This is a genomic window from Thermogemmatispora sp. (assembly GCF_019683755.1).
GTDB lineage: Bacteria > Chloroflexota > Ktedonobacteria > Ktedonobacterales > Ktedonobacteraceae > Thermogemmatispora.
Genome location: NZ_JADGHT010000005.1, coordinates 13,504 through 34,060, shown reverse-complemented (window position 1 = coordinate 34,060; position 20,557 = coordinate 13,504). Strand labels below are relative to the sequence as shown.

The window sequence follows — 20,557 nt, the reverse complement described above, 5'->3', positions numbered from 1 at the left end:
GAGAGGCTACAGGGGGATGATTTCCCCACGGGGGTCGCCGCTGGCGTCTTCAATGTAGAGGCGACCAATCGTACAAGTTGGCTGGCTGCGGCGATCGGTGGCGCTGCCGGGATTGAAGAGGAGCAGGCCGTCTTGCTGACGCAGATAGGGAACATGCGTATGGCCGAAAATCACGCAGCGCGCTTGCGGGAACTCGCGGCGAGCCGCCTGCAGGCGCGCTTCATCTTCGGTGCGCCTCCGAGGTGCGCTGTCAGGACTGAGAATGTGAACGATCCCGATACGGCAGCCGCCAATCACCAGCTCGCGCTTGAGGGGCAGCTTGCGCCGCACTTCGTCGCTCTCAACGTTGCCTTGCACAGCTACCACAGGAGCAATGGTCTCTAGCTCGTTGATAACCGCCAGCACCGAGAGGTCGCCAGCGTGAATGATCAGCTCGACATTGGCAAAATGGTGCCAGAGGGCCTCGGGTAGGGCTTTGAAGCGCGGAATATGGGTATCCGATAGGACGCCGATGATGTGCTCCATCGGCTCTCACCTCCGTTGCTGCAGTCAGACGCTTGCTTCTCGCTTGCGGATGATGCGATCTGGATCAGGCTCAGCGTAAGCCCGGGCGCGCGGGCGGGGCTCTCGCTGACCAGAGCCGGCGCTTTTCCAGGGCGATCGAGGCACTGCAGCCAGCTCGCCTCTGGTCGTCTTCTCTGCCCGCCTGGTAAGGCCAACCGCCTGTCCTTCCTTCTCTATCGCTTGCTCTTCTAAGGAGAGGATAGCAGATTGACTATGCGCATTGCCATTATCTCCGATATTCATGGAAATCAGGTGGCCCTGGAGGCCGTGCTCGAAGATCTGGGGCGCCAGCCAGCGATCGACCAGATCGTCATTGCCGGCGATCTCTGCCTGAATGGTCCCCGCCCGCGCGAGGTACTCAACATTGTTCAGCAGCTCGGCTGTCCGGTTATCAAGGGCAATGTTGATGAGGAAGTGGTCACCGCCGCCCCTGAGAAGGGGCGCAAGAAACAGAGTACCGTGGCCTGGACACGCGAGCAGATCGGCCCGGCGGGCATCGCTTACTTGCGCGAGCTGCCTTTCTCGTATCGCGTAACGAACCCTGGCGGCAGTGATGCCCTGATCGTCCACGCCAACCCCCATAATTTGGAGGAGGCCATCGCTCCCAATGCCTCCGATCAGGAGTTGGAGCGCCTGCTTGCGGGTTTAGATGAGGGGATCGGGGCTTTGGCCTTCGGCCACTTGCACATCGCTTATCGGCGCCGCTGGCGACACCTGCTGCTACTGGATGTGGCTAGCTGTGGCCTGCCTCGCGATGGGGACCAGCGCGCCGCTTACGGTATCCTTAGTTGGCAGGGCAGCGACTGGGAGGGCGAGATTCGTCGCGTCCCTTACGATCTGGAGGCGGTGATCGCCCAGATCCGTGCTAGTGGCATGCCCTACCCCGAGCGGCGCATCAAGATTCTGCGCGAAGCCCACTACTGAGGTCCCTGCGCGCTGCTGCCCCCCTCATCGCCTGAGGCAGAACAACGGGGCGTAGGCCGTGCTGGGGAGTCGCCATAGCCTACGCCCCGTTGTCTCAGTGAAGCGCTGAAGCGGAGCAGCTATCGTGCTCTATAAGACATGTAATAATTGACAGAAGATGCAGGTACAGGTCGGTGGATGGCCAGGAGCATGCTCAAGGAGCGACTGCGGTTGCTCGGTACGGGGCAGCTCCTGCAGCGGCATCGCTTCCTCTCCAAGGTAACTGGCAGCATCGCCGATATCGACCAGCTCAAGCTCACGCATAATTTCTTTCAGTTCACTCGTAGTCGCCATGCTCAGTGATCCCTCTTCTCTCGCAGGACACTCAGCCCCGGGACGCAGAGAGCCCGCACGAGTGGCATACTCCCGCCGCAACAGAGAGAACACACATGTTGCATCCGGGAAATGCTTGATAATGCACTCCAATCAATAAATTTCAATAATTAAGCAATAAAACCAGGCTCTGCTTGACCTTACCCCGCTCACTGCGAGCAGCAAGGCCACCGCCAGCGAGGGGCCGGCTAGCCAGGGCCTTTTTCTCTGCGCTCGGCCAGAGAGTCGGCGCTGGTCGCGAGCTGGAAGCCAGCCAGATAGCTTCCATTTATATATACGCGTCCTAGTTGGCTTTCATCGCTGGCAGTGCAAGCGAATAGACCAGTTGGGTCAGGCAAGCGAGCAAGGACAGGCGCCAAGGCAAGAGCAGGCGAGAGGGATGCAGAGCAAGAGCAAGACCAGAGAGGAAGCGAAATGGAGCGGCTGACAGTTCGGGCAGCTTCTGCCAGTCCGGTCAGGCGCCTCTCAGGGGCTGATCAGGCGCTCTCCAAGCTCACCGGCTGCCCTGCAGCCTGCAGGACAGCAGAGCGAGGGCAGCCGGTCGTCATGAGCAACCACGCACCAGGGCAGACAGGGAAGAAAAGGAGCGAGCTAGTGAGCCTGGCTTAGAAATGAGACTGGCTGGCAGCCACTCCAGTGAAATCGGGCGAGATCGGCTTGACACCGGCGGGCTGGGTAGCATCTACCTGATAGATCACCGAATCGCGGGTCGGCACGCGCTGATCGGGAGTCGAGCCATAGTGCGCCGGTGGCAGGAGACCGCCCATATCCACTGACTGCAGCGACTCAAAGGCGCGGAAGAGGCCATCGCGCGTCAGGTCGCCGTTCTCCATCGCCTTTTTGAGAATGGCGTAGGTCACATAGGACTCGGCATAGCCAAACTCAAAGTAGCCATCGGGCTGCTGCTTCGGGAAGTACTTGGCCTGATCCTCTAACATCTGCTTCATGCCCGGCACGCTGGTATCGCCCCAGGCCGCCCCCTGAGAGACCACCCAGGCCCGGCTGATCAGTGGCTTCAGGGCCGGTACCGCCAACAGTTGAATCGAGAAAGCCGGGCTTTGCAGAATCCACTGCGGATTGTAGCCCAGCTTGTAGGCCGTGGCGATAATGGTCGCCGTTGCCGTTGGTAGCGTTGTCATAAAGACATACTTCGCCCCAGAAGCCTTTAGCTGCGCCACCTGAGCCGTGAAGTCGGTGTCATTGACCGCGAAGGAGACCTGAGCCACGTCGTGCAGATGATAGACGCTGACCGCTTCGCGGTAGCCTGTCAGGCCGTCCTGGCCATAGTCATCGTTCTGGTAGATGATGGCCGTGTCCGGATTCTTGACCCCAAGCTTGTTGACAATGTAGTCAAAGGCGTTCTCAACCTGCAGACGGTAAGGCGTGCCGACTAGAATCAGGTACTTCTCACGCGCCAGCGCCGATGAGAGGGTAGCCGCCGAGACCAGCATGTGATCGGCTGCCGCCAGGTCCTTGATGGCAAAGGTTGGCTGCGTTCCAAGGCTGTCGGCGATCATCAGCACCTGGTTGCGGATCTGATTATATTTCTGTACTTCTAGCTGCGGGCTGTACTGCGTATCCTGTTCAATAAACTGAACTTTGAAACCGTTAATCCCGCCGTGATCATTGACGTGGTAGAAGAAGGCTTTGACGCCATTAGCAATCGGGATGCCAACCGGCCCGGCCACCGGTCCCGAGTAGGGCGAGAGAATGCCCAGCGTAATCGTCTTCTTGTTAAGATCGACGCCAGGCCCCGCCTTCAGTCCACCCGTAGTGCTGCCGGTGCTGCTGCCCGCGCAGCCCGCAAGAATCGGTAGACCGGCCAGGAGGATGAGTATACAGGTAAACAAGAAGCGTTTGGTGACCATGAGCGATTACCCCCTTATCGAGCCAAAGGCACAAAATACTACAGAGAACCGGCTGGTTTGTTTCTAATGGTCTTTTTGACTGCCGGAAAGCTCAGATGAGCCTCTCTGGAAGGCGGCCGAGAGAGGAGAACAGGGGCAACGACAGCAAGCTGATCCTGGCGCACCAGGCTCGGCTTAAGATGTGCGGCCCCCGCGCGGCCCCCTTCCTTCCTCGCCGCTCTCAGGTGCGTGTTGCAGCAGATCGACCACCTCAATATTTTCACCCCCTTCATTGACTGCAGCCTTACCCACTCCCGCCCCCACTGGCCGGAGCCGACGCGCGGTGGGGCGCAAGCGGCGCAGCAGACCAATGACTCCGCCAGGCTCAAACAGCAGGAAGACAATGATCAGCAGTCCATAAAGCAAGGCATTCAAGTCGCCGCTGCTGAGGCCCCCGCCGCCGGTACTGGGCGGCAGCAGTGAGAAGTAGTCGATGATCTGGGGCAGAGCAAAGACGAAGGCCGCCCCCAAGATGGACCCCCAGACATCGGCGATTCCCCCGATGATGATGGCCGCCACAAACTGGATCGAGAGGCTCAAGCTCCAATAGTCGGGGATCACATAGCGCGCATAGGAGACGTAGAGCGCGCCGGCCACGCCTGCTAGAAACGAGGAGACCACGAAGGCCCCCATCTTGACCTCAAAGAGGTTCACCCCCATGATGGCAGCGCCCACCTCATGGTCTCGCACGGCCCGCATGGCGCGCCCGACGCGCGATCGGCTGAGATTGTAGACAAAGAGTGCCGAGAGCAGGAGAACCAGCAGCATGAGTAAGAAATACTGCTGCCCTGAAGTCAGAGCAATGCCCAAGAGGCTATTCTGCTGATCGAGCGAGACGCTGCCAAAGGTTGGCACCGGGAAATTGCGTCCCTGTGGCCCCCCAGTGATGAAGCGCAGATTACGGAATAGATAATTGCCGATGAAGACCAGCGCCAGGGTCACAATGCCCAGGTAGAAACCGCGCAGACGTAGGGCGCTCGGGCCAACCAGTGCCCCGACCAGAGCCGCAACCAGGCCTGCCGCCGGTAGCCAGACGAAGACGGGCAGGCCCAGGCCCCAGGGATCAAGCGGCCCTACAGGCGGATTGCCCCCCAGGAGCGCCGCCGTGTAACCTCCCAGGCCCATGAAGAAGGCCAGTCCCAGCGAGATCTGCCCAGTGTAGCCCGAGAGCAGATTGAGCGCCAGAGTGGCGATCGCCGCAATCAGGCAGTAGTTGACAATGGTGAACCAGTCGTCGCCGGCCAGCGAGAAGAAGAGAAGCAGCGCCAGTACACCAACCCCCAACCAGAGCCAGCGTCCAGGACTCCCCAGCAGGCGCGGCGGCTCGGCTTCGCGCGGCAGCTCTTGACGGTGATGACGGCTATGGCTGTGCTCCCGTGTCGCGATCATACGCGCTCTACCTTTCTTGAGCCGAAGAGACCGTAGGGACGAATCAGAAGGATGAGGATCATCAGCAAATAAGGTGTGACCTCGTGCAGACCAGTGCCAATGACCGCCGGTAAACGGCTCTCGTAACCAGCGGTCAGGACGCTGGTCAGACCGATGATGACGCCTCCGACAACCGCGCCACTGATGGAGTCGAGACCACCCAGAATAATGGCCGGAAAGGCGACCAGGGCCGCATTGCCGAAATTGGGATCAATCGCCAGACTGTCGATGGCCAGCAACACGCCCCCGAGCGTCGTGATGGCCGCCGCCAGACCCCAGGCTAGCGCATAGACAGTGCGCACATCGATGCCAATGGCTAGTGCCGCCTCCTGATCGAGGGCTGTGGCCCGCATGGCTAGACCGTAGCGCGTGTGACGGAAGAAATAGTAAAGGGCGGCGCAGAGGACTACCGTCACCGCAATTGTCCAGAGGTCGCTACTGCCCAGGTGTACCCCAGCCACATTGAAGCCGCTGGTGACGCTGAAGGGCGTGGCCGCTGGAATGGTACGTGACCCCCAGCCTACGATGACCAGCGTGCGCAGAATGATGTCCAGACCAATGGTAATCATGAGGATAGTGAAGGGCGGACGACCAATCATCCTGCGCAGAACAAGGCGTTCAAAGAGCAGGCCGATGACCACGGTGACTAGCAAGCCCAAGGGCAGAGCCAGCAAAAAGGGTAGATGCCAGTTGAGGACAGCGCTTGCTACAATGTAGGTTCCGACAAGCAACAGCTCACCCTGGGCGAAATTAATGACCTGGCTCGCTTTAAAGATGATGCTAAAGCCCAGTCCAATGAGAGCATAGATGCAGCCCTGGGCTATGCCCGCAAAGACCAACTGAAGGAAATAGGCCATCGCTCATTGCTCCTCCTGCACAAGTAGATAGCCAACCGCAACAGCCTACTCAAGACCTGCTCCACGGTAGGCCAAGGCAACAGGCGCCTGCAGCAGGCAAGCTGTATGTTACCAGTTCCAGGCTGTCCCTAGTTCTCGGAGACGGCGGGCAGATCATCGACGGGTGCCGGCAGTTGTTCTGATTCCTCGCCCAGATAGGCCTTGATGACTGCCGGATTGGCCTGGATCTCTGCCGGCCTGCCCTCAGCGATGACGCGGCCAAAGTCCAGGACAAGAATACGGTCGGCCAGGCCCATCACCAAAGCCATATCGTGCTCAACGAGGATCTGAGTAATGCCGAGCTGCTCTTTGATCTCGAGAATGACCTCGGCGATCTCTTCGACCTCCTCCAGGCTCATGCCCGCTACTGGCTCATCCAGGAGCAGCAGACGCGGCTCCATTGCCAGCGCGCGCGCCAGGTCGGCCCGTTTCTGCAAACCATAGGGCAGGCTGCCCAGAGGTCGATCGCGCACCTCTTTCAGGTTCAGCAGATCGAGGATATGGAGACAGTAGGCCCGGTTCTCCCACTCCTCACGGCGTGTCGGGCCGATAAAGAGGCCGGCGCGCAGGATACCGCTACGCATGCGTGTGTGACGACCCAGGAGCAGGTACTCCAGAACAGTCATGGTGGGGAACTGGCCCATATTTTGGAAGGTACGCGCGATCCCAGCCCTGGCCACTTGATGGGGCTTGAGCCGCAGCAGATCCTGGCCTGCAAAGGTAACATGACCTGTCTCGGGCTGGTAGACGCGCGAGAGCACATTGAAGAGGGAGGTTTTGCCGGCGCCATTAGGGCCAATGACAGCAAAGAGTTCGCCCGGCCAGACCTCAAAAGAGACATCGCTGAGGGCCCGTACTCCGGCAAAGCGGACCGAGAGCTGCTCAACGCGCAAGAGTGGCTCATTCTTCCCTGGCTGGTGGTTGTCGCTAGCCAGGTTGAGGCGATTAGGAACCTCGCTCATGCCTGCCACCTCCTCTCTGCCGTCTGGGCTCGCCGCTGGCGAAGGCGCCCAAGCGCTAGCTGCCGTTCTCCTTCACGCAGCCCCAGGTAGAACTGACGAATGTTTTCCTCTTGCAAGAGGCGAGCAGCGGGCGCGGCCAGGGCCACCTGCCCAGTTTCGAGGACGTAGCCGTAGTGGGCGACGGAGAGAGCCATTTGGGCATTCTGCTCGACAAGCAGGACCGCAGTGCCTTCGGCATTGATCTCAGCGATAATGCTGCGAATGCGCTGCACCATGAAAGGGGCCAATCCTAGAGAAGGTTCGTCGAGAAGTAACAGGCGCGGCGAGGCCATGAGCGCACGCCCAATGGCTAGCATCTGCTGTTCTCCCCCCGAGAGGTAACCAGCACGACTGGTCCGCCGCTCGGCGAGGTTCGGGAAGAGGCTCATGACACGATCATAGGCACGCCGTACAGCCGCGGGATTGCGCACCGTGATGGCCCCAGCGTAGAGGTTCTCGTCTACTGTCAGGTCTTCAAAGAGACGGCGCCCTTCCAGTACCTGGGCAATACCTAACTGGACAATGCGCGTGGGCGAGAGGCGATCGATCCGCTCGCCCTCAAAGAGGATTTGACCGCCAACCAGCGCGCCTCGATGCAGCGGGAGCAGGCCGGAAATGGCGCGCAGGAGGGTTGTCTTGCCAGCTCCATTCGTTCCCAGCAGGGCAACAACTACCTTGTCAGGGACCTCCAGCGAGACTCCCCGCAGCGCAGGGATGACATTCTGATAAGTGACGGCAACGTCCTGCAGCACGAGCATAGGCGCTTCCTCCGTCGGCAGCGATGCTGACTGATTCTCGTTCGGTCCGCTTCCCTGCTTAGGCTACCCGCACAGACAGAGCGCAGCGGCTCTGTCGCTCACCCCAGGCAGCTTTCTATCCGACACCTGCCAGGCGGCTACCACCGCTTAGAGAGGCTGGCCCATTCTGGCGAGTGCCCGGTTGTTCGGCTGGCCCTCTCTTTCCTCGCCTCCATCGCCGCAGGCCTGGCTCCTTACCGCTGGTAGCGACCCTGGCGGCCTCTGGCGTTTCGTGCAAGCCTATTGTAAACAGGCAGCGTGATGGTATACAATGTCTTCATCTACAAATTGGCGGATGGCTATTTGTTGGCTTCCACAATGGCGAGGGCGCCACTATGCAAGAGCATTCTCCAGATCCCTGGACCCCCGTGACTCATGCCCTGAAGAGCGCAGCCCTCTGCCCAGAGCAGCGCGATGACGCGATCACGCGCGCTCTCCAGGAGTTGCTGCCCCGCATGCCTGCCGTAGCCACAGCTTTGATCTGGCCCTCTCCACAGCGTAAGGGGCCGTGGAGGGTCTATTACGCTGGTATCCGACGCAATGCTATGCACCGCTGGCTGTCAGCGCGCCTCGATCCTTCCCCCGAGGTCGTGGCCGGCACACTCGAACGCGATCTACGCACCGGCTTGAGCGATATGCCCCCGGCGCTCTTCCTGAAACTCGCTTCCCCCGCCAGCGGTCGGTGTGCGTTCTGGATTCTTTGGCCCACACCAGGCGAGGGCGGCGCTTTCGCTCTCCCTCCAAGCGAAGGATTGCTCCGCGTTCGCCAGACGCTGGAGGCCCTGCTAGAGGTGGAGGAAAAGGAAGAACAGTATTTCTCGCCTAGCTCGCCCGTGCACGACCGCGCTTTGATTGAGGCCCTGGCTCATGGCGATACCCAGGCGCTGGCCGCTATTTTGAGCCTGGCGCGCATTGTGACCCATGCCGATTTCACCTTCTGGGGCCGCGCCTATAACGATGTGGTGGAGATCGCCGGCCATTTGGGTGCCCTCCATCACAATTTCGGCTTTGCCCTGGGCCTGGGACGCGGCATCGGCGGTCGCGTCGCCGCCTACGGAACTCCTATGGGGCGCGGCGATTACCGCAATTCACCCTACCGCGACCCCAGTGTCTGCGACATCGTCGATCGCGAACAGGTGCGCTCGGGTATGGCTCTGCCGGTGCGCTCGCAGAGGATCTCCGATGGCAGCGCTCATGTGGCCGCGGTGCTCTATACAACGCGCCGCACCGTCGCCCCCTTTTCACTGGCCGAGTTCCTTCTTGGCCAGCGCTTGACTCGCTTGCTCGAGCCGTTGCCACCCGCCGAACGCCCTGCTGTGATCCATTGGCCTGGCCTGACCCGTACACCCGATGCTAAGACGGCCTGGTATGAGCTGCTGCTACACGCTAACCGGATAGAGGCCGTTGAGAATTGGGCCAGCCAACTGATCAAGGGACCGGTGATTGTGACCGATGGCAGCGGCAAGCCCTATGTGCTGGCTCGTAGCGAGGAGCTGGAGCAACTGCGTGCCGAGCGTGCTCGTCAGCCAGAAAAGGTGCAGGTGGTGCCGCTGGCGCTAGCTGGCCTTGAGCGTCCCGGCTCGATCTATCTTTCTCCCGCGGTGCCACTGCCACCGCCGCAATGGCCGGATTTCCTCTACGATCTGGTAGTGGCCTGTAACTTGGTCATCACGCGCCTGGAGCAGGCGCAGGATCAGCTTGACCGCCGCCGTGAGCAGTGGCTTCGCTCGCTGCTCAAGAGTCAGTCTTTGCAATACGTAGAGCAGGATGGCTATCGGCTCGGTTTGCCAGTCGAGCGCGGACAGTTCTGGGTGCTGGCCTGGCCCTTAGAGGGTCTGCAGGCCATGAAGTCGGCTCGCAAGCGCATGATCGCTGAGAGCGTGGTCCTGGATTGCCTGAAGAGTCCGCTGATCTTTGTCGATGACGATACTGCCATCGTTTTGTTGGAGGGCCAGGCGCCTCAGCCACCCTCAAAGGTGCGCGATGCTTTGTTGCAGCACTGCGGCGTTCAGCCCCTGTGGATCGTCTACGGCGGACGCTACCACTCGCTGGAAGACCTGAAGATGGGGCTGACCCACACTATCGCCCTGGCGCACAAGGCTCGCCGCGAGGGCTACGGTGAGTACCTGCTTGACGTCTATACCTTCGGCCTCGATAGCCTGCTCGAGAATCCGCGCCTGATCAAGGACCTGGAGGCCTTCGCTGCCAAACTGCTTAAGCCCCTGCTCGACTACGATCGCGCCACCGGCTCGCATCTGACCGAAACCTTTGTGCTGGCCCAAACGCTCGGCTCGGCCCAGGCAGTAGCTGAGCGCCTCGGCGTCCATGTTAATACGATCCGCTATCGTCTGCACCGCGCCCAGGACCTGCTCGGCAGCGATGAGCATACGCCTAAGGAGCAAACGGCGATGGCGCTGGCGGCCTTCATCTGGCAGCGCACCCACGCGGAACAAGGAGCCAGCTCCACAGGCCGCTGAGTGCGCGCGCCCTGGTCCCCAGCGCAGCGCTTCGCTCGAACCAGCTCAGCGGGCCAGCCTGACAGGGAGTGCAGTCCGCCTTTCCCGGCCTGACACGGCGGGCACTCCCTGTTTCCTACGACAAAGGAGCGGCCTTGAATTTGTCAGTCAAAACATTGCCTTCCCCCGTTGTTCTCCCCATACAATAGCTCTGTACCCGGACCAGGCGTCCTGATCAGCCCTAGCTGCTGGGCTGTCGGCTGACCAACCGATCGGCTGACCAGATGACATCTTGAGGCCATCCAATCTGCGGCCCAAAGATGGCTAGTGCAGACCATAGAGCCTGGTCAGCCGAAGCAGCGCGGCCCAGTTCCAGCTTGATGGGAGAGCACGAGCTGCGAGCAACCAACGAGGAGGAGAACTTTGGATTTCCGCCTGACAGAAGAACAGAAGATGATTCAGGAGACGGTGCGCGCCTTTGTCAAGAGGGAGCTGATGCCACTGGAAGGCGAGGTCTTGCGCAACGAGCGAGAGGGACGCCCCGGCTTGGACCGCGCCAAGCTCCGCGAGCTGCAGCAGAAGGCTCGAGAACTGGGCTTTTGGGGTATTAATACGCCCGAGGAGTACGGCGGGGCTAATCTTGGCCCGATTATGACCGCGGTCATCACCATTGAACTCTACCGCACCTTTGTGCCTTTCACCTTCGGCGGCTCCGCCGACAACATTCTCTACAGTTGCAACGAAGAGCAGAAGAAGCGCTACCTGATCCCAACCATTAACGGCGAACGCCGTTCCTGCTTTGCATTGACCGAGCCAGGGGCCGGTTCCGATGTCTCTAACCTCAAGATGCGGGCCGTCAAGGATGGCCATGAGTGGGTCCTCAACGGCGAAAAAATCTTTATCACCAACGGCAACGAGGCCGACTTTGCTATGGTTTTCGCCCTGACCGACCCTGAGAAGGGGGTACGCGAGGGCCTGACCTGCTTCCTGGTCGATCGAGAGATGGGCTGGCGCTCGAGCTACATTCCCACAATGGGCTCCTGGGGACCAGCGGCCCTCTATTTTGAGAACGTGCGTGTTCCCGAGGAGAATATTCTCGGCGGCTTAAACCAGGGCTACCAGCTCGCCATGAAGTGGATCGGCGCCGGTCGCTGGCACATTGCCGCGCGCGCTGTCGGGGCCGCCGAGCGTTTGCTGGAGATGGCGATCGAGTATTCTCGTACGCGCGTCACCTTCGGCAAGCCAATTGCCGAGCGCCAGGCCATCCAGTGGATGATCGCCGACTCCTACGTGGAGATCGAGGCTGCCCGCTGGCTGACCCTGTTCGCCGCCTGGCAGGCAGAGCAGCAGATGGATAACCGCCATGCCGCCTCGGTAGCCAAACTGTACGGCGCTAATATGGCCAATCGCGTCGTCGATCGTGTGCTGCAGATTCATGGCGGCATGGGTTATACCAAAGAACTGCCTATCGAGCGCTGGTATCGCGAAATGCGTGTCTGGCGCATTTTCGAGGGGACCGACGAGATCCAGCGCTTTATCATTGCCCGCAACCTGTTGCGCGGTCACGTCAAGGTCGGTGAGACACTCTAAAGCTGGCTGGCTTGCGGGCCAGCTCGCGCCGCCCTTGAAGAGTCAGTTTCCTGATCCGCCGCCAGCAGGAGCGGGCAGGCAAGGAAGGCAGAAAGAAAGGCCTTCTCTGGCAAGGACAGCCAGACCTCGCCTAGGGACGGGTGGGAGAGCGGTTGTGCATTGGTTTCACCCTGGAAGGAAGAACGTAGGAGCTGGCTATGTCCGTATCCGAAGAGCAGCCCGGCACAGATGGGTCCGGGTCCAGGTCTGAGGTGGCCCGCCTGCTCGCCCAGATTCAGGCCGAGTATGAGGCGGCTGAACGTGGCTTACAGGGCCTGGCCCTGGGAGTGAGCCGCCATCGCTTTATCACGCGGCGCATGGAACGCATGGGGGAGATTCACGCGCAGTTGCGGGCCTTGGTTGGTGAGCAGGCCATGACGCTGATCGCTCGCCATCTCGATGGCCTTCCAGAGAGCTAAGAAGCCTGTCCCCTCTCCATCCACATGCTCAGCCCGCACGAGCCAGCAGTTGGCCCCGGCCGCCCTGGTCTCCCTCACCGCCACAGGGGAGATCAGGGGGCGGGGCTAACTGACTCTTAGGCTTGTCGCTGAGTACAATTTCTCCTTTGCAATTTGTCCTGCCAAACATTGTCTACCTGCCACTTTTTCTCTACAATGGCTCTGCATATGTCGCCTTCTCATATGCTGCCTGAGTGGATAACAAGCGTGTGAAGACAAGCATTCTGGCGTTTCTTGATTTTGTGCTCAGGGAGGCCATCAGGGATCAGAGAAAAGAATATGCCCTCTTCTTGTAAAGAAGCTGATTTCCCAGACGTAAAAGCAATAGGAGTACAGTATGTCAGCTCAAGCGAGCAGAGTTGTCTTTCCTGGCCAGAAGAAATCGCGCGTTGCGGCGGCGATCATTGCCCGGCAAGACCGTATTCCGATCTGGGCCTTACCGCGAACTGTGCTGTTGGTGATTGGTCTGGGGTTGCTCTTCACGTTCTACGATATCGGCGACATCAATGTCTCCTTCATTCAGACCTGCACCCAAATTATTGTTGGCTGCCTCCCGCTTACAGCCAGCCAGTATCTGGGCTTCCCTGTTCTTATGAATCTGCTAGGCTATGTCGTGGGAGCCTTGATCTTTAGTCCGCTGGCAGACCGCTACGGACGCCGCGACATGATGGTAGTCACTATGTCCATTACCGGCCTTGGCTCCCTCTACACGGCCTTTGTGGGAGACTATACACATTTTGTGCTGGCGCGCACGTTGACCGGCGTTGGGATCGGGGCCGATCTGGCCCTGGTCAATACCTATGTGAATGAGCTGGCCCCGCGCGGGGCGCGCGCCCGCTACACAGCTCTCACTTTCATCCTGTCTTCGCTGGGAGGCTCCTTGGGCGTCTGGCTCGGCTTTTATTTGACGACGCCGCCAGAACCGTTTCCCTACGGATTGCCCATTGCGCTGGCCGGCCCACATTTTACCTTCGGCTGGCGCGTTGTTTATGCTATTGGCGCCTCGTTGGCCTTTATCGGTCTACTGCTGCGCTTCCAGCTCCCTGAATCGCCGCGCTGGCTTATTACCAAAGGCCGTATCTATGAGGCCGAGCGCGTTGTTGAACGCATGGAAGACTACGCCCGCCAGCATCTGGGTGGCGAGCTGCCGCCGCCGGAGCCGGAGCTCCAGGTCCCCATCTACGATCGGCGCACTGGCTACAAGGAGATCTTCAGCAATACGCTCTATTTCAAACGCACCATTCTGCTCCTGGTCATCTGGTTGCTGGCCTATATCACGGTCTATTCGAATATTTCAGGCATGACGACCTTGTTGGTGGCCCTCCACTATCCAGTTGCCGAAGCCGGTCTGATCACTTCATGCGGTATCATTGGCAGTACGATCTGCGCCCTCTCGGCTTACTTGCTTGGCGAATACGTCGAACGCAAGATCTGGCTGCTGGTGGCCGCTTTGCTGACAATGTTGGGAGAGGTCACTGTTGCTTTCAGTGGCAACAGCTTTGGACTGGCGGCTCTCGGAACCATCGTGCTGGGAATGGGCTGCTACATCTGGCTGCCAATGGTCTACTCCTGGTCGACGGAGAATTACCCGACGCGAGCGCGTGCCAGCGGCTTCGCCCTGGTTGACGGCATTGGCCATGTCGGCGGTGGCATCGGCGTCAGCTATGTGACGTCGCTGGTGACGCGTCTGGGGCCAGGTGGTACCTTTGTGCTCATCGGCAGCTTTCTGCTGCTGGCCGCCCTGCTGGCACAGTTTGGCCCTTCCACCCGGCAGAAGCGCCTAGATGAGGTTTCACCCTAGGCGGTCTTCCCGTATGAACTTGTATGCAGGGCCGACCCTCAGTCAGCGCCGGCTCTCGCTCTGTCTGGCTCGGCTCTGTTTTACCTGTCTTCTATTCGTTTATTCGTTTTGTTGCACTCTATCTAACTATCTCATTGCTCAACGATGAGCAGGCGTGCTCTCTGTCCAACTGATGAGATCGACACTGAGACCTTGCACCACTCTTCTTTATCTAGCATACCAGGTGTATATGAGGCGAGAATAGAAAAAACGAAGTTGTTAGCAGTTCATCTGGCTCGGAAGCCAGAAAAGGAGAGGTAGCGTATGCGGTGTCCACGTTGCGCATACGAGGGAATGTTCTTTGACGGTCGTTGTCCGCGCTGTGGCTACCAGTCAGCAATGACGCCGCCCACCACAGGCACGCTCCTTGGCTTACCTCAGCCTCAGCAGTATTTACTCATGCGTGGTGACAGCCTAGCGAAGGGTCGGTACCGCATACAGGGGCCGGTACCTCTGCCGGAGACGCAGCGTCGCCAGGGGCGAGCCTGGTCAGCCATTGATCAGGAATTAGGACGCCGGCCGGTGCTGATTCGTGAGGTGCTCATGCCACCGGAACTACTGCAACGCACGAGCGCGAACCAGGTGATTGCCCAGGTGATGGAGCGCCAGCAGCGTCTTGGTCAGCACCAAGGCTTTCCCCAGGTCATAGATGGCTTCAGCGAGCGTGGCAGCTATTTTTTGGTGTTGAGCCAGCCAGAAGGGGAGACCCTGGGGACGCTGCTCAAGCGTCAGGGGGGAGCCCTGCCCGAGGCTCAAGTGGTGCACTATGGCTATCAGCTCTGCGGCCTGTTGGCCATTCTTGCTGAGCAGCAACCACCGATTGTGCACGGCTCCATTAACCCGGAGACCATCATCATCAACACGGCCCAGCAGACGGCCTGGCTGATCCACATTCCCCTCTTTCCCCCCGATCCCCCTCTGGAGAAAGGAGACAAGGTCGCGGCAGGCTATTACGCCCCGGAGGAGGTCCGCGGCGAGCTTGATCCTTCTGCCGACCTCTACAGTCTGGCAGCCACCCTACACCATGCCGTCACCGGTTATGACCCCAATGAACGCCTGGTTTTCTTCCATCCGCCGGCGCGGCGCTTGAATCCCGCCGTCAGTCCCCAGATGGAGATGATCCTTGTACGTCAGCTTAGTCTGTCGCGGGCTCAGCGCTATCCCCATCCCACGGCCATGCAACGGGATCTAGAGGCTCTGCTAGAGCGTTACCTTGAGCAGCAAGACGACGAGTTCGCGCTGAGCGCCTCCCCCGACCCGCTGCGTCTTCCATCGGAGCAATTTCGCGAGCAGGCGCGCAGCAATATGCTGCTGAACGCGGGAGTCTTCGCCGCCATCGGCGTCCTCTTGCTGCTGGGCGTACTGTTGGTGCTCCTGCGCCCGTGAGCGTCCGAGAGAGGGGTAGTCGGAGTAGCGTGCTCGCCGAGCTGCAAGCTACAGGACGGCGATGCGGTGCGGCTGAGCCAGAGTGATCAGAAGAAAGCAGGCTGCTGGTCGCGCTCTCTGGAACGTGCTATACTGACTGAGGTACCCACAACGCAAATGGGTTGCAGGAGAGAAGTTCCATGACCAGTAGCCACTATGATGTAGCTGTGATTGGCGCCGGTCCAGGCGGGTATGTGGCAGCCATTCGAGCGGCTCAGCTTGGTGCTCGCGTGGCCATCGTCGAGAAGCAGTATCTTGGCGGGACCTGCCTGAATGTCGGCTGCATTCCCTCTAAGGCCATGCTGCATGTCGCAGAGAGCCTGCACCGTCTCGCTTCGCTGGCGGAGCTGGGGATCACGCTGCCGCAGCCACCGACCTTCGATATGCGCCGCGCTATGGCTTTTAAGGATAAGGTAGTCAAACGCATGACGAACGGCGTGGGCACGCTGCTGAAGGGCAACAGCGTGACAATCTACGAGGGACTGGGCAGCGTCGAGGCCAATCGCACAGTGACGGTAACGAAGAGCGATGGCAGCCGCGAGCAGTTCAGCGCCGAGAAAGTAATTCTGGCCAATGGCTCGCTGCCGCTGATGCCGCCGTTCCCTGGCATCGACGGGCGTAATGTCATCAATAGTGATACGTGCTGGAATCTGACAGAGGTGCCCGAGAGCGTGGTGTGTGTGGGTGGCGGCGTGATCGGGGTCGAGCTGGCCTGCATGTTCCAGGCCCTCGGCTCGCGCGTGACTATTGTCGAGATGCTGCCCGATATTTTGGCCCCTGTCGATGAGGAGGTACGCCGCCTGCTGGTGCGCATCCTGAGCCGCCGCGGCATCACGATCGCCACCGGGGCCAGGGTCGAGGCTATCGAGGACGACGCTGAGCAGAAGAAGGTGATCGCCCGCGGCGAGCAGGGCGAGCAGGTCTTTCACGGCGCCTACGTGCTGGTGGCAGTAAGCCGCCGCCCCAATACCAGCGGTCTGGAGCAGTTGTTTGAGCAGGGCCTGGACCACGACCGCGGCAGGGTGCGCGTCAATGAGCGGATGGAGACAAATTTGCCCGGCATCTACGCTATCGGCGACCTGGTGCACGGGGCCGGGCTGGCACATGTGGCCTCGATGGAGGGCGAGGTCGCAGCAGAAAATGCTCTCGGTCATGCCGCTAAGATGGACTATAGCGTCGTGCCTAATCCTATCTATACCTTCCCCGAGGTGGCTTTTGTCGGCCTGACTGAGGCCCAGGCCCGCGAACAGTATGGCCAAGAGATCCGCGTCGAGCGCTTCCCCTGGAGTGCCATCGGGAAGGCGGTGGCCATCGGGGAGACCGATGGCTTTACCAAGGTCATTCTGGGTAGGTATAACGAGATTCTCGGCGCCCACATTATTGGCCCCGATGCAACCAACTTGATCAGCGAGTATTCGGTGGCGATGCGCGGCGAGTTGACCGGCGATGAAATTATTGAGACCATTCATCCGCATCCTACGCTGAGCGAGGGCCTGCGCGAGGCTATCCTTGCCGCTGAGGGGCGCCCGCTGCATATCCCGCCTAAAGCCCCTAAGGCCGCCGCTCGCACTCGCTGAGTCAGCTTCGCCTGGCTTTCTCCCCGCAGCCGCTCTCATAGACTGACTGGCCTGCCGATCCCCTCTCGGCAGGCCCTTCTTTGAGCCTACTGCTACGCTACCTCAGCGCTCTCTCCTTCAAAGGCACTGCCTTGCTTGTCCCTCTCCTCTACCACGATTGGGCGAAGCCTCTCCTGAGTGTAACAGCAATTGAGGCATACTGTGATCGCTGAGGCCCGCCAGTAGGGCGCTTTGTCCAAAATTTTCGGGGAGCCTGCCCTTTAAAGCTTTCTCAAAAACGACGTTTGGCCGCTTGCGAGACGCGTACACTTGCAGCAGAGGCGAGCGAGCCGAGCAAGCCGAGCGAAGGCCAGCGGATTAGGCTCGCTGCCTGCTCTTCCTGTTCTTCATTGCATGCGGCCAGAGAGACAGGAGGGTTTGCCTTGAAGCCTTTTCGTTTTGAACAGCCAGCGCGTTCGGGTCCAGCCACTGGCAACAGCAACAGTAGCCATAGCAGCGGGGGCTTGCAACCGCTGACACCGCTGCCGACGACTCGTCCTCTTGGGCAGTTTGGCAGCAGTGCGCCCCAGCGCCGGCCCTGGCTCCCAACGATCATTGTGGGCATGGCCCTGGCGATTTCGCTGATAGTTTTGCTGATCAGTGGCGGCCTCAATCTCCTCCCCTTCGCGCACAGTAGCGGCTCCGCGTCTCAGCCAGCAGGGGCTGGCACCACCAGCCATATTATTGGTCATGTCTTCTTCTTGAGCAGCGGTCAAGTCAATGTGAGTACCAGTCAAGGCATTGCTGATCAGGTGCAAGTGGATCTTAGCAAGGTTCCGCCTCCGGCGCCCGGCAAAGCGTATTATGCCTGGCTCCAAAGCGATAACACAGTCGAAAGCCAGTCGATCCTTTTAGGTAAGCTCAGTCTGAGCCAGGGCGCTGCCCACCTCTTTTACAAGGGCGATTCGCAGCATACGAATCTGCTGAGCATCGCCAGCCGTTTTTTGGTGACTGAGGAGGATGCCTCAACCACGCCAACAGTGCCGTCGCTTGATCGCAGCACCTGGCGCTATTTGGCTGTCATTCCCAACACTCCCGATCCTCAGGATAGCGAGCATCACTATAGCTTACTGGATCACCTGCGCCATTTGTTAGCACTCGATCCCACCTTGCAGAAGCTGGGCCTGCCCGGCGGCCTCGACATCTGGCTCTTTCGTAACGGGCAGAAGATCCTTGAATGGGCAGGGGCAGCTCGCGACGACTGGAACCACGGTAGTACCGATTTGATGCATCGCCAGTTTATTCGCATCCTCGACTATCTCGACGGCATCGAGTTTCTAGGCACCGACGTGCCGCCCGGCTCGCCGGTACTGGTGGACCCGCACATTGGTCGCGTGGGCCTGTTGCAGTTCGCCGCCAATCAGCAGCCGCCTGGCTATCTGCATCACATCGGCATCCACCTGGAGGGAGTGGTCCAATCGCCCGGCTCAACCCGCGAGCAAGAAGAGCTGGCTCAACAGATTAACGAGGCCCTCAATAAGGTTCAGAGCCTCTATCAGCAGATTCGCCAGGAGGCCATACAGCTTGTTCACATGAGCAATAGCCAGCTCCGGCAACCGCAGGCTCTGGCGCTCCTGGACACCTTGGTCAAGCAGGCTCAGGACGCCTTTGTCGGCCAGTTTGATCCTCAGACGGGCGAGCTGCAGGATGGCGTCACCCAGATCCACTATGCGATCGAACGGCTAGCTACCCTGGATGTGACCCCTCTCAACTCGTCATCGGCAGGGCAGTGAGTGGCAGCCATCAAGCTAAGGCAAGGGAATCAATCAAAGACACAGTGTGTAGAAGAGAGGAGACAGGTGTCTATGGCGCGTGATCCTGACTACTATGTGCAGACGATTACGCGAGGGGTGCGAGAGGCGCGCACCCTCGCTCAGGTGCAGAGCCAGAGCGAGGAGCCGAGTCAGAGCAAGGCGCTCAGCCAGCGCCGCACCGACGAGCTGAGTGAGCCGATCCGTCACGGCGCCTCCTTGGCCGAGCGCATCGCCCGCTTTGTCAGTAGCCGACAGCGAAGCCCGCTCCCGTCCTACTACCGGCCACGCATCGGCGTGCTTTCCTCCAGCGGCTGCCTGCGTGACGGCGGCTGGCCCGTCTATGCTGGTGACGCCGCCACCGTCAACGCCGTCTTTGAGAGCGGCGGGGAGCCGCTGGTCCTGCCAACGTTGCCCATGCTGCAGAGCTGCGACCCCTTCGACATCCTGAGCAACGAGGATATTTTCGAGGAGGTCTTTCGCATTATCTGGCCCATCGTGCGCAACGTCGATGGTTTGGTCTTTGCCGGCGGCGGTGATTTCTATTCTTGCCTCTACGGGGATGTGATGCATCCGCAGACTCAGACGCCCGAATTATGGCGCGACATCTGGGAGCGCTACTGTGCGCTCCTGGCCTGGCTGCTCTGCATTCCGACGCTAGGGATCTGCCGCGGCATGCAGGTGATGAATGTAGTCCGCGGCGGCGGCCTCTATCAAGATATCCGTTCGCAGTGGCCCCGCACCATGCCGCCCTTAATCCCCCATCGGGCGCGGGGACGCATCACTGCCGACAACTGGATCGAGCATCCCATAGCCGTCAACCCGCGCAGCCGCCTGGCTCGCATCCTGCGCGGCCCAGAGGCTCGCGGCCCACAGCGCAACTATATCGATGCTGTGCTATCCATGCACCACCAGATTGTGGGCTACGTGACCCCCGAGGGTGAGCTGATTGGCTATCTGGCCCCGGGCCAGATCGTCGCGGCAACAGCTCCCGATGGAGTGATCGAGGCCATCGAGGATAGTGACCCTCGCCGCTTCTGGCTGGCCGTGCAGTTTCATCCTGAGTGGGTGGTTTATCTGGGCTGGGCCCATAGCCTGTTTGCAGCCCATGTGGATGCGTGCTATCACTATGCTTCCTTACCGCTAGAGGAGCTGGACCAGTTCTTGCCCGAGATCCGCACCTGGCTGCGCGAGTGCGATCAGGCTCTGCTCTATCGCCAGGAGCCTCCGCTGCTGGCAACCACGATCAGTAGTGAGCCTGAGACAGCGGCACCAGAGAGTAGCGGCAAGCGCTTGCGAACACGTCTGCAGCCAGTGCCGGAGGAGGAAACTTTCCCTCCACTCTGATGTGAGCACGCAGGGCCACCTAGCCTCGGTATAGGTAGGTATTGGCAAAGAGACTTTGATGAACTACAAGAGCATTATATTGGCGAAAAACTCGCTCTCAATCAGCTATGATCTCAGGTCATAGAAAAGCGACAAATGCTCTTTTG

The 20,557-nt window shown here is 60.0% G+C and carries 16 protein-coding genes; 9 read left to right on the top strand and 7 right to left on the bottom strand.

Annotated elements, in window-relative coordinates:
* Positions 1–6: 6 nt before the first annotated feature.
* Complete coding sequence (locus tag IRZ24_RS01110; protein WP_297159765.1) at positions 7–525, bottom strand: metallophosphoesterase family protein; 519 nt, start codon at positions 523–525, stop codon at positions 7–9.
* A gap of 252 nt (positions 526–777) precedes the next feature.
* Here IRZ24_RS01110 and IRZ24_RS01105 point away from each other — a divergent pair, with 252 nt between their 5' ends.
* Entirely contained in the window at positions 778–1,488 is a 711-nt protein-coding gene (locus IRZ24_RS01105; RefSeq protein WP_297159776.1) for a metallophosphoesterase family protein, read from the top strand.
* A gap of 129 nt (positions 1,489–1,617) precedes the next feature.
* On the opposite strand, the gene IRZ24_RS01100 is transcribed toward IRZ24_RS01105, so the two are convergent.
* The 6 genes from IRZ24_RS01100 to IRZ24_RS01075 form a co-directional block, all read right to left on the bottom strand.
* A complete protein-coding gene (locus tag IRZ24_RS01100; protein WP_297159763.1) occupies positions 1,618–1,821 on the bottom strand; it encodes a hypothetical protein in 204 nt (67 codons plus the stop codon).
* Positions 1,822–2,465: 644 nt separating this feature from the next.
* Complete coding sequence (locus IRZ24_RS01095; protein ID WP_297159761.1) at positions 2,466–3,728, bottom strand: ABC transporter substrate-binding protein; 1,263 nt, start codon at positions 3,726–3,728, stop codon at positions 2,466–2,468.
* A gap of 174 nt (positions 3,729–3,902) precedes the next feature.
* Positions 3,903–5,156 carry a branched-chain amino acid ABC transporter permease gene (locus tag IRZ24_RS01090; protein ID WP_297159759.1) on the bottom strand — a complete coding sequence of 418 codons (1,254 nt, stop codon included), beginning with the start codon at positions 5,154–5,156 and terminating at the stop codon, positions 3,903–3,905.
* Complete coding sequence (locus IRZ24_RS01085) at positions 5,153–6,052, bottom strand: branched-chain amino acid ABC transporter permease (RefSeq protein WP_297159758.1); 900 nt, start codon at positions 6,050–6,052, stop codon at positions 5,153–5,155. The genes IRZ24_RS01090 and IRZ24_RS01085 overlap by 4 nt, the downstream gene beginning before the upstream one ends.
* A 128-nt stretch (positions 6,053–6,180) precedes the next feature.
* Positions 6,181–7,053 (bottom strand): ABC transporter ATP-binding protein, encoded by an 873-nt coding sequence (locus tag IRZ24_RS01080; protein WP_297159756.1) that lies wholly within the window; start codon positions 7,051–7,053, stop codon positions 6,181–6,183.
* Positions 7,050–7,850, bottom strand: coding sequence for an ABC transporter ATP-binding protein (locus tag IRZ24_RS01075; RefSeq protein WP_297159754.1), 801 nt, complete (start codon positions 7,848–7,850; stop codon positions 7,050–7,052). Before IRZ24_RS01075 ends, IRZ24_RS01080 begins: the two co-directional genes overlap by 4 nt.
* A gap of 374 nt (positions 7,851–8,224) precedes the next feature.
* Here IRZ24_RS01075 and IRZ24_RS01070 point away from each other — a divergent pair, with 374 nt between their 5' ends.
* The 8 genes from IRZ24_RS01070 to IRZ24_RS01035 all read left to right on the top strand — a co-directional run bounded on the left by IRZ24_RS01070 (position 8,225) and on the right by IRZ24_RS01035 (position 20,411).
* Entirely contained in the window at positions 8,225–10,366 is a 2,142-nt protein-coding gene (locus IRZ24_RS01070; protein WP_297159753.1) for a PucR family transcriptional regulator, read from the top strand.
* A gap of 402 nt (positions 10,367–10,768) precedes the next feature.
* Positions 10,769–11,935, top strand: a complete 1,167-nt coding sequence (locus tag IRZ24_RS01065; protein WP_297159752.1) for an acyl-CoA dehydrogenase family protein — start codon at positions 10,769–10,771, stop codon at positions 11,933–11,935.
* 197 nt (positions 11,936–12,132) lie between these two features.
* A complete protein-coding gene (locus IRZ24_RS01060; RefSeq protein ID WP_297159750.1) occupies positions 12,133–12,393 on the top strand; it encodes a hypothetical protein in 261 nt (86 codons plus the stop codon).
* A gap of 376 nt (positions 12,394–12,769) precedes the next feature.
* Positions 12,770–14,233: an MFS transporter gene (locus IRZ24_RS01055; RefSeq protein ID WP_297159748.1), complete on the top strand. Its 1,464-nt coding sequence runs from the start codon at positions 12,770–12,772 to the stop codon at positions 14,231–14,233.
* A gap of 303 nt (positions 14,234–14,536) precedes the next feature.
* The gene (locus tag IRZ24_RS01050) at positions 14,537–15,658 is read left to right on the top strand and encodes a hypothetical protein (protein ID WP_297159747.1); all 1,122 of its coding nucleotides are present in this window, start codon (positions 14,537–14,539) and stop codon (positions 15,656–15,658) included.
* A 179-nt stretch (positions 15,659–15,837) separates the two neighbouring features.
* Positions 15,838–17,274 carry a dihydrolipoyl dehydrogenase gene (lpdA, locus tag IRZ24_RS01045; protein ID WP_297159745.1) on the top strand — a complete coding sequence of 479 codons (1,437 nt, stop codon included), beginning with the start codon at positions 15,838–15,840 and terminating at the stop codon, positions 17,272–17,274.
* Positions 17,275–17,696: 422 nt separating this feature from the next.
* On the top strand, positions 17,697–19,046 hold the full coding sequence (locus IRZ24_RS01040) for a hypothetical protein (RefSeq protein WP_297159744.1): 1,350 nt from the start codon (positions 17,697–17,699) through the stop codon (positions 19,044–19,046).
* Positions 19,047–19,118: 72 nt separating this feature from the next.
* Entirely contained in the window at positions 19,119–20,411 is a 1,293-nt protein-coding gene (locus IRZ24_RS01035) for a gamma-glutamyl-gamma-aminobutyrate hydrolase family protein (protein WP_297159742.1), read from the top strand.
* The last annotated feature ends 146 nt before the right edge of the window (positions 20,412–20,557 follow it).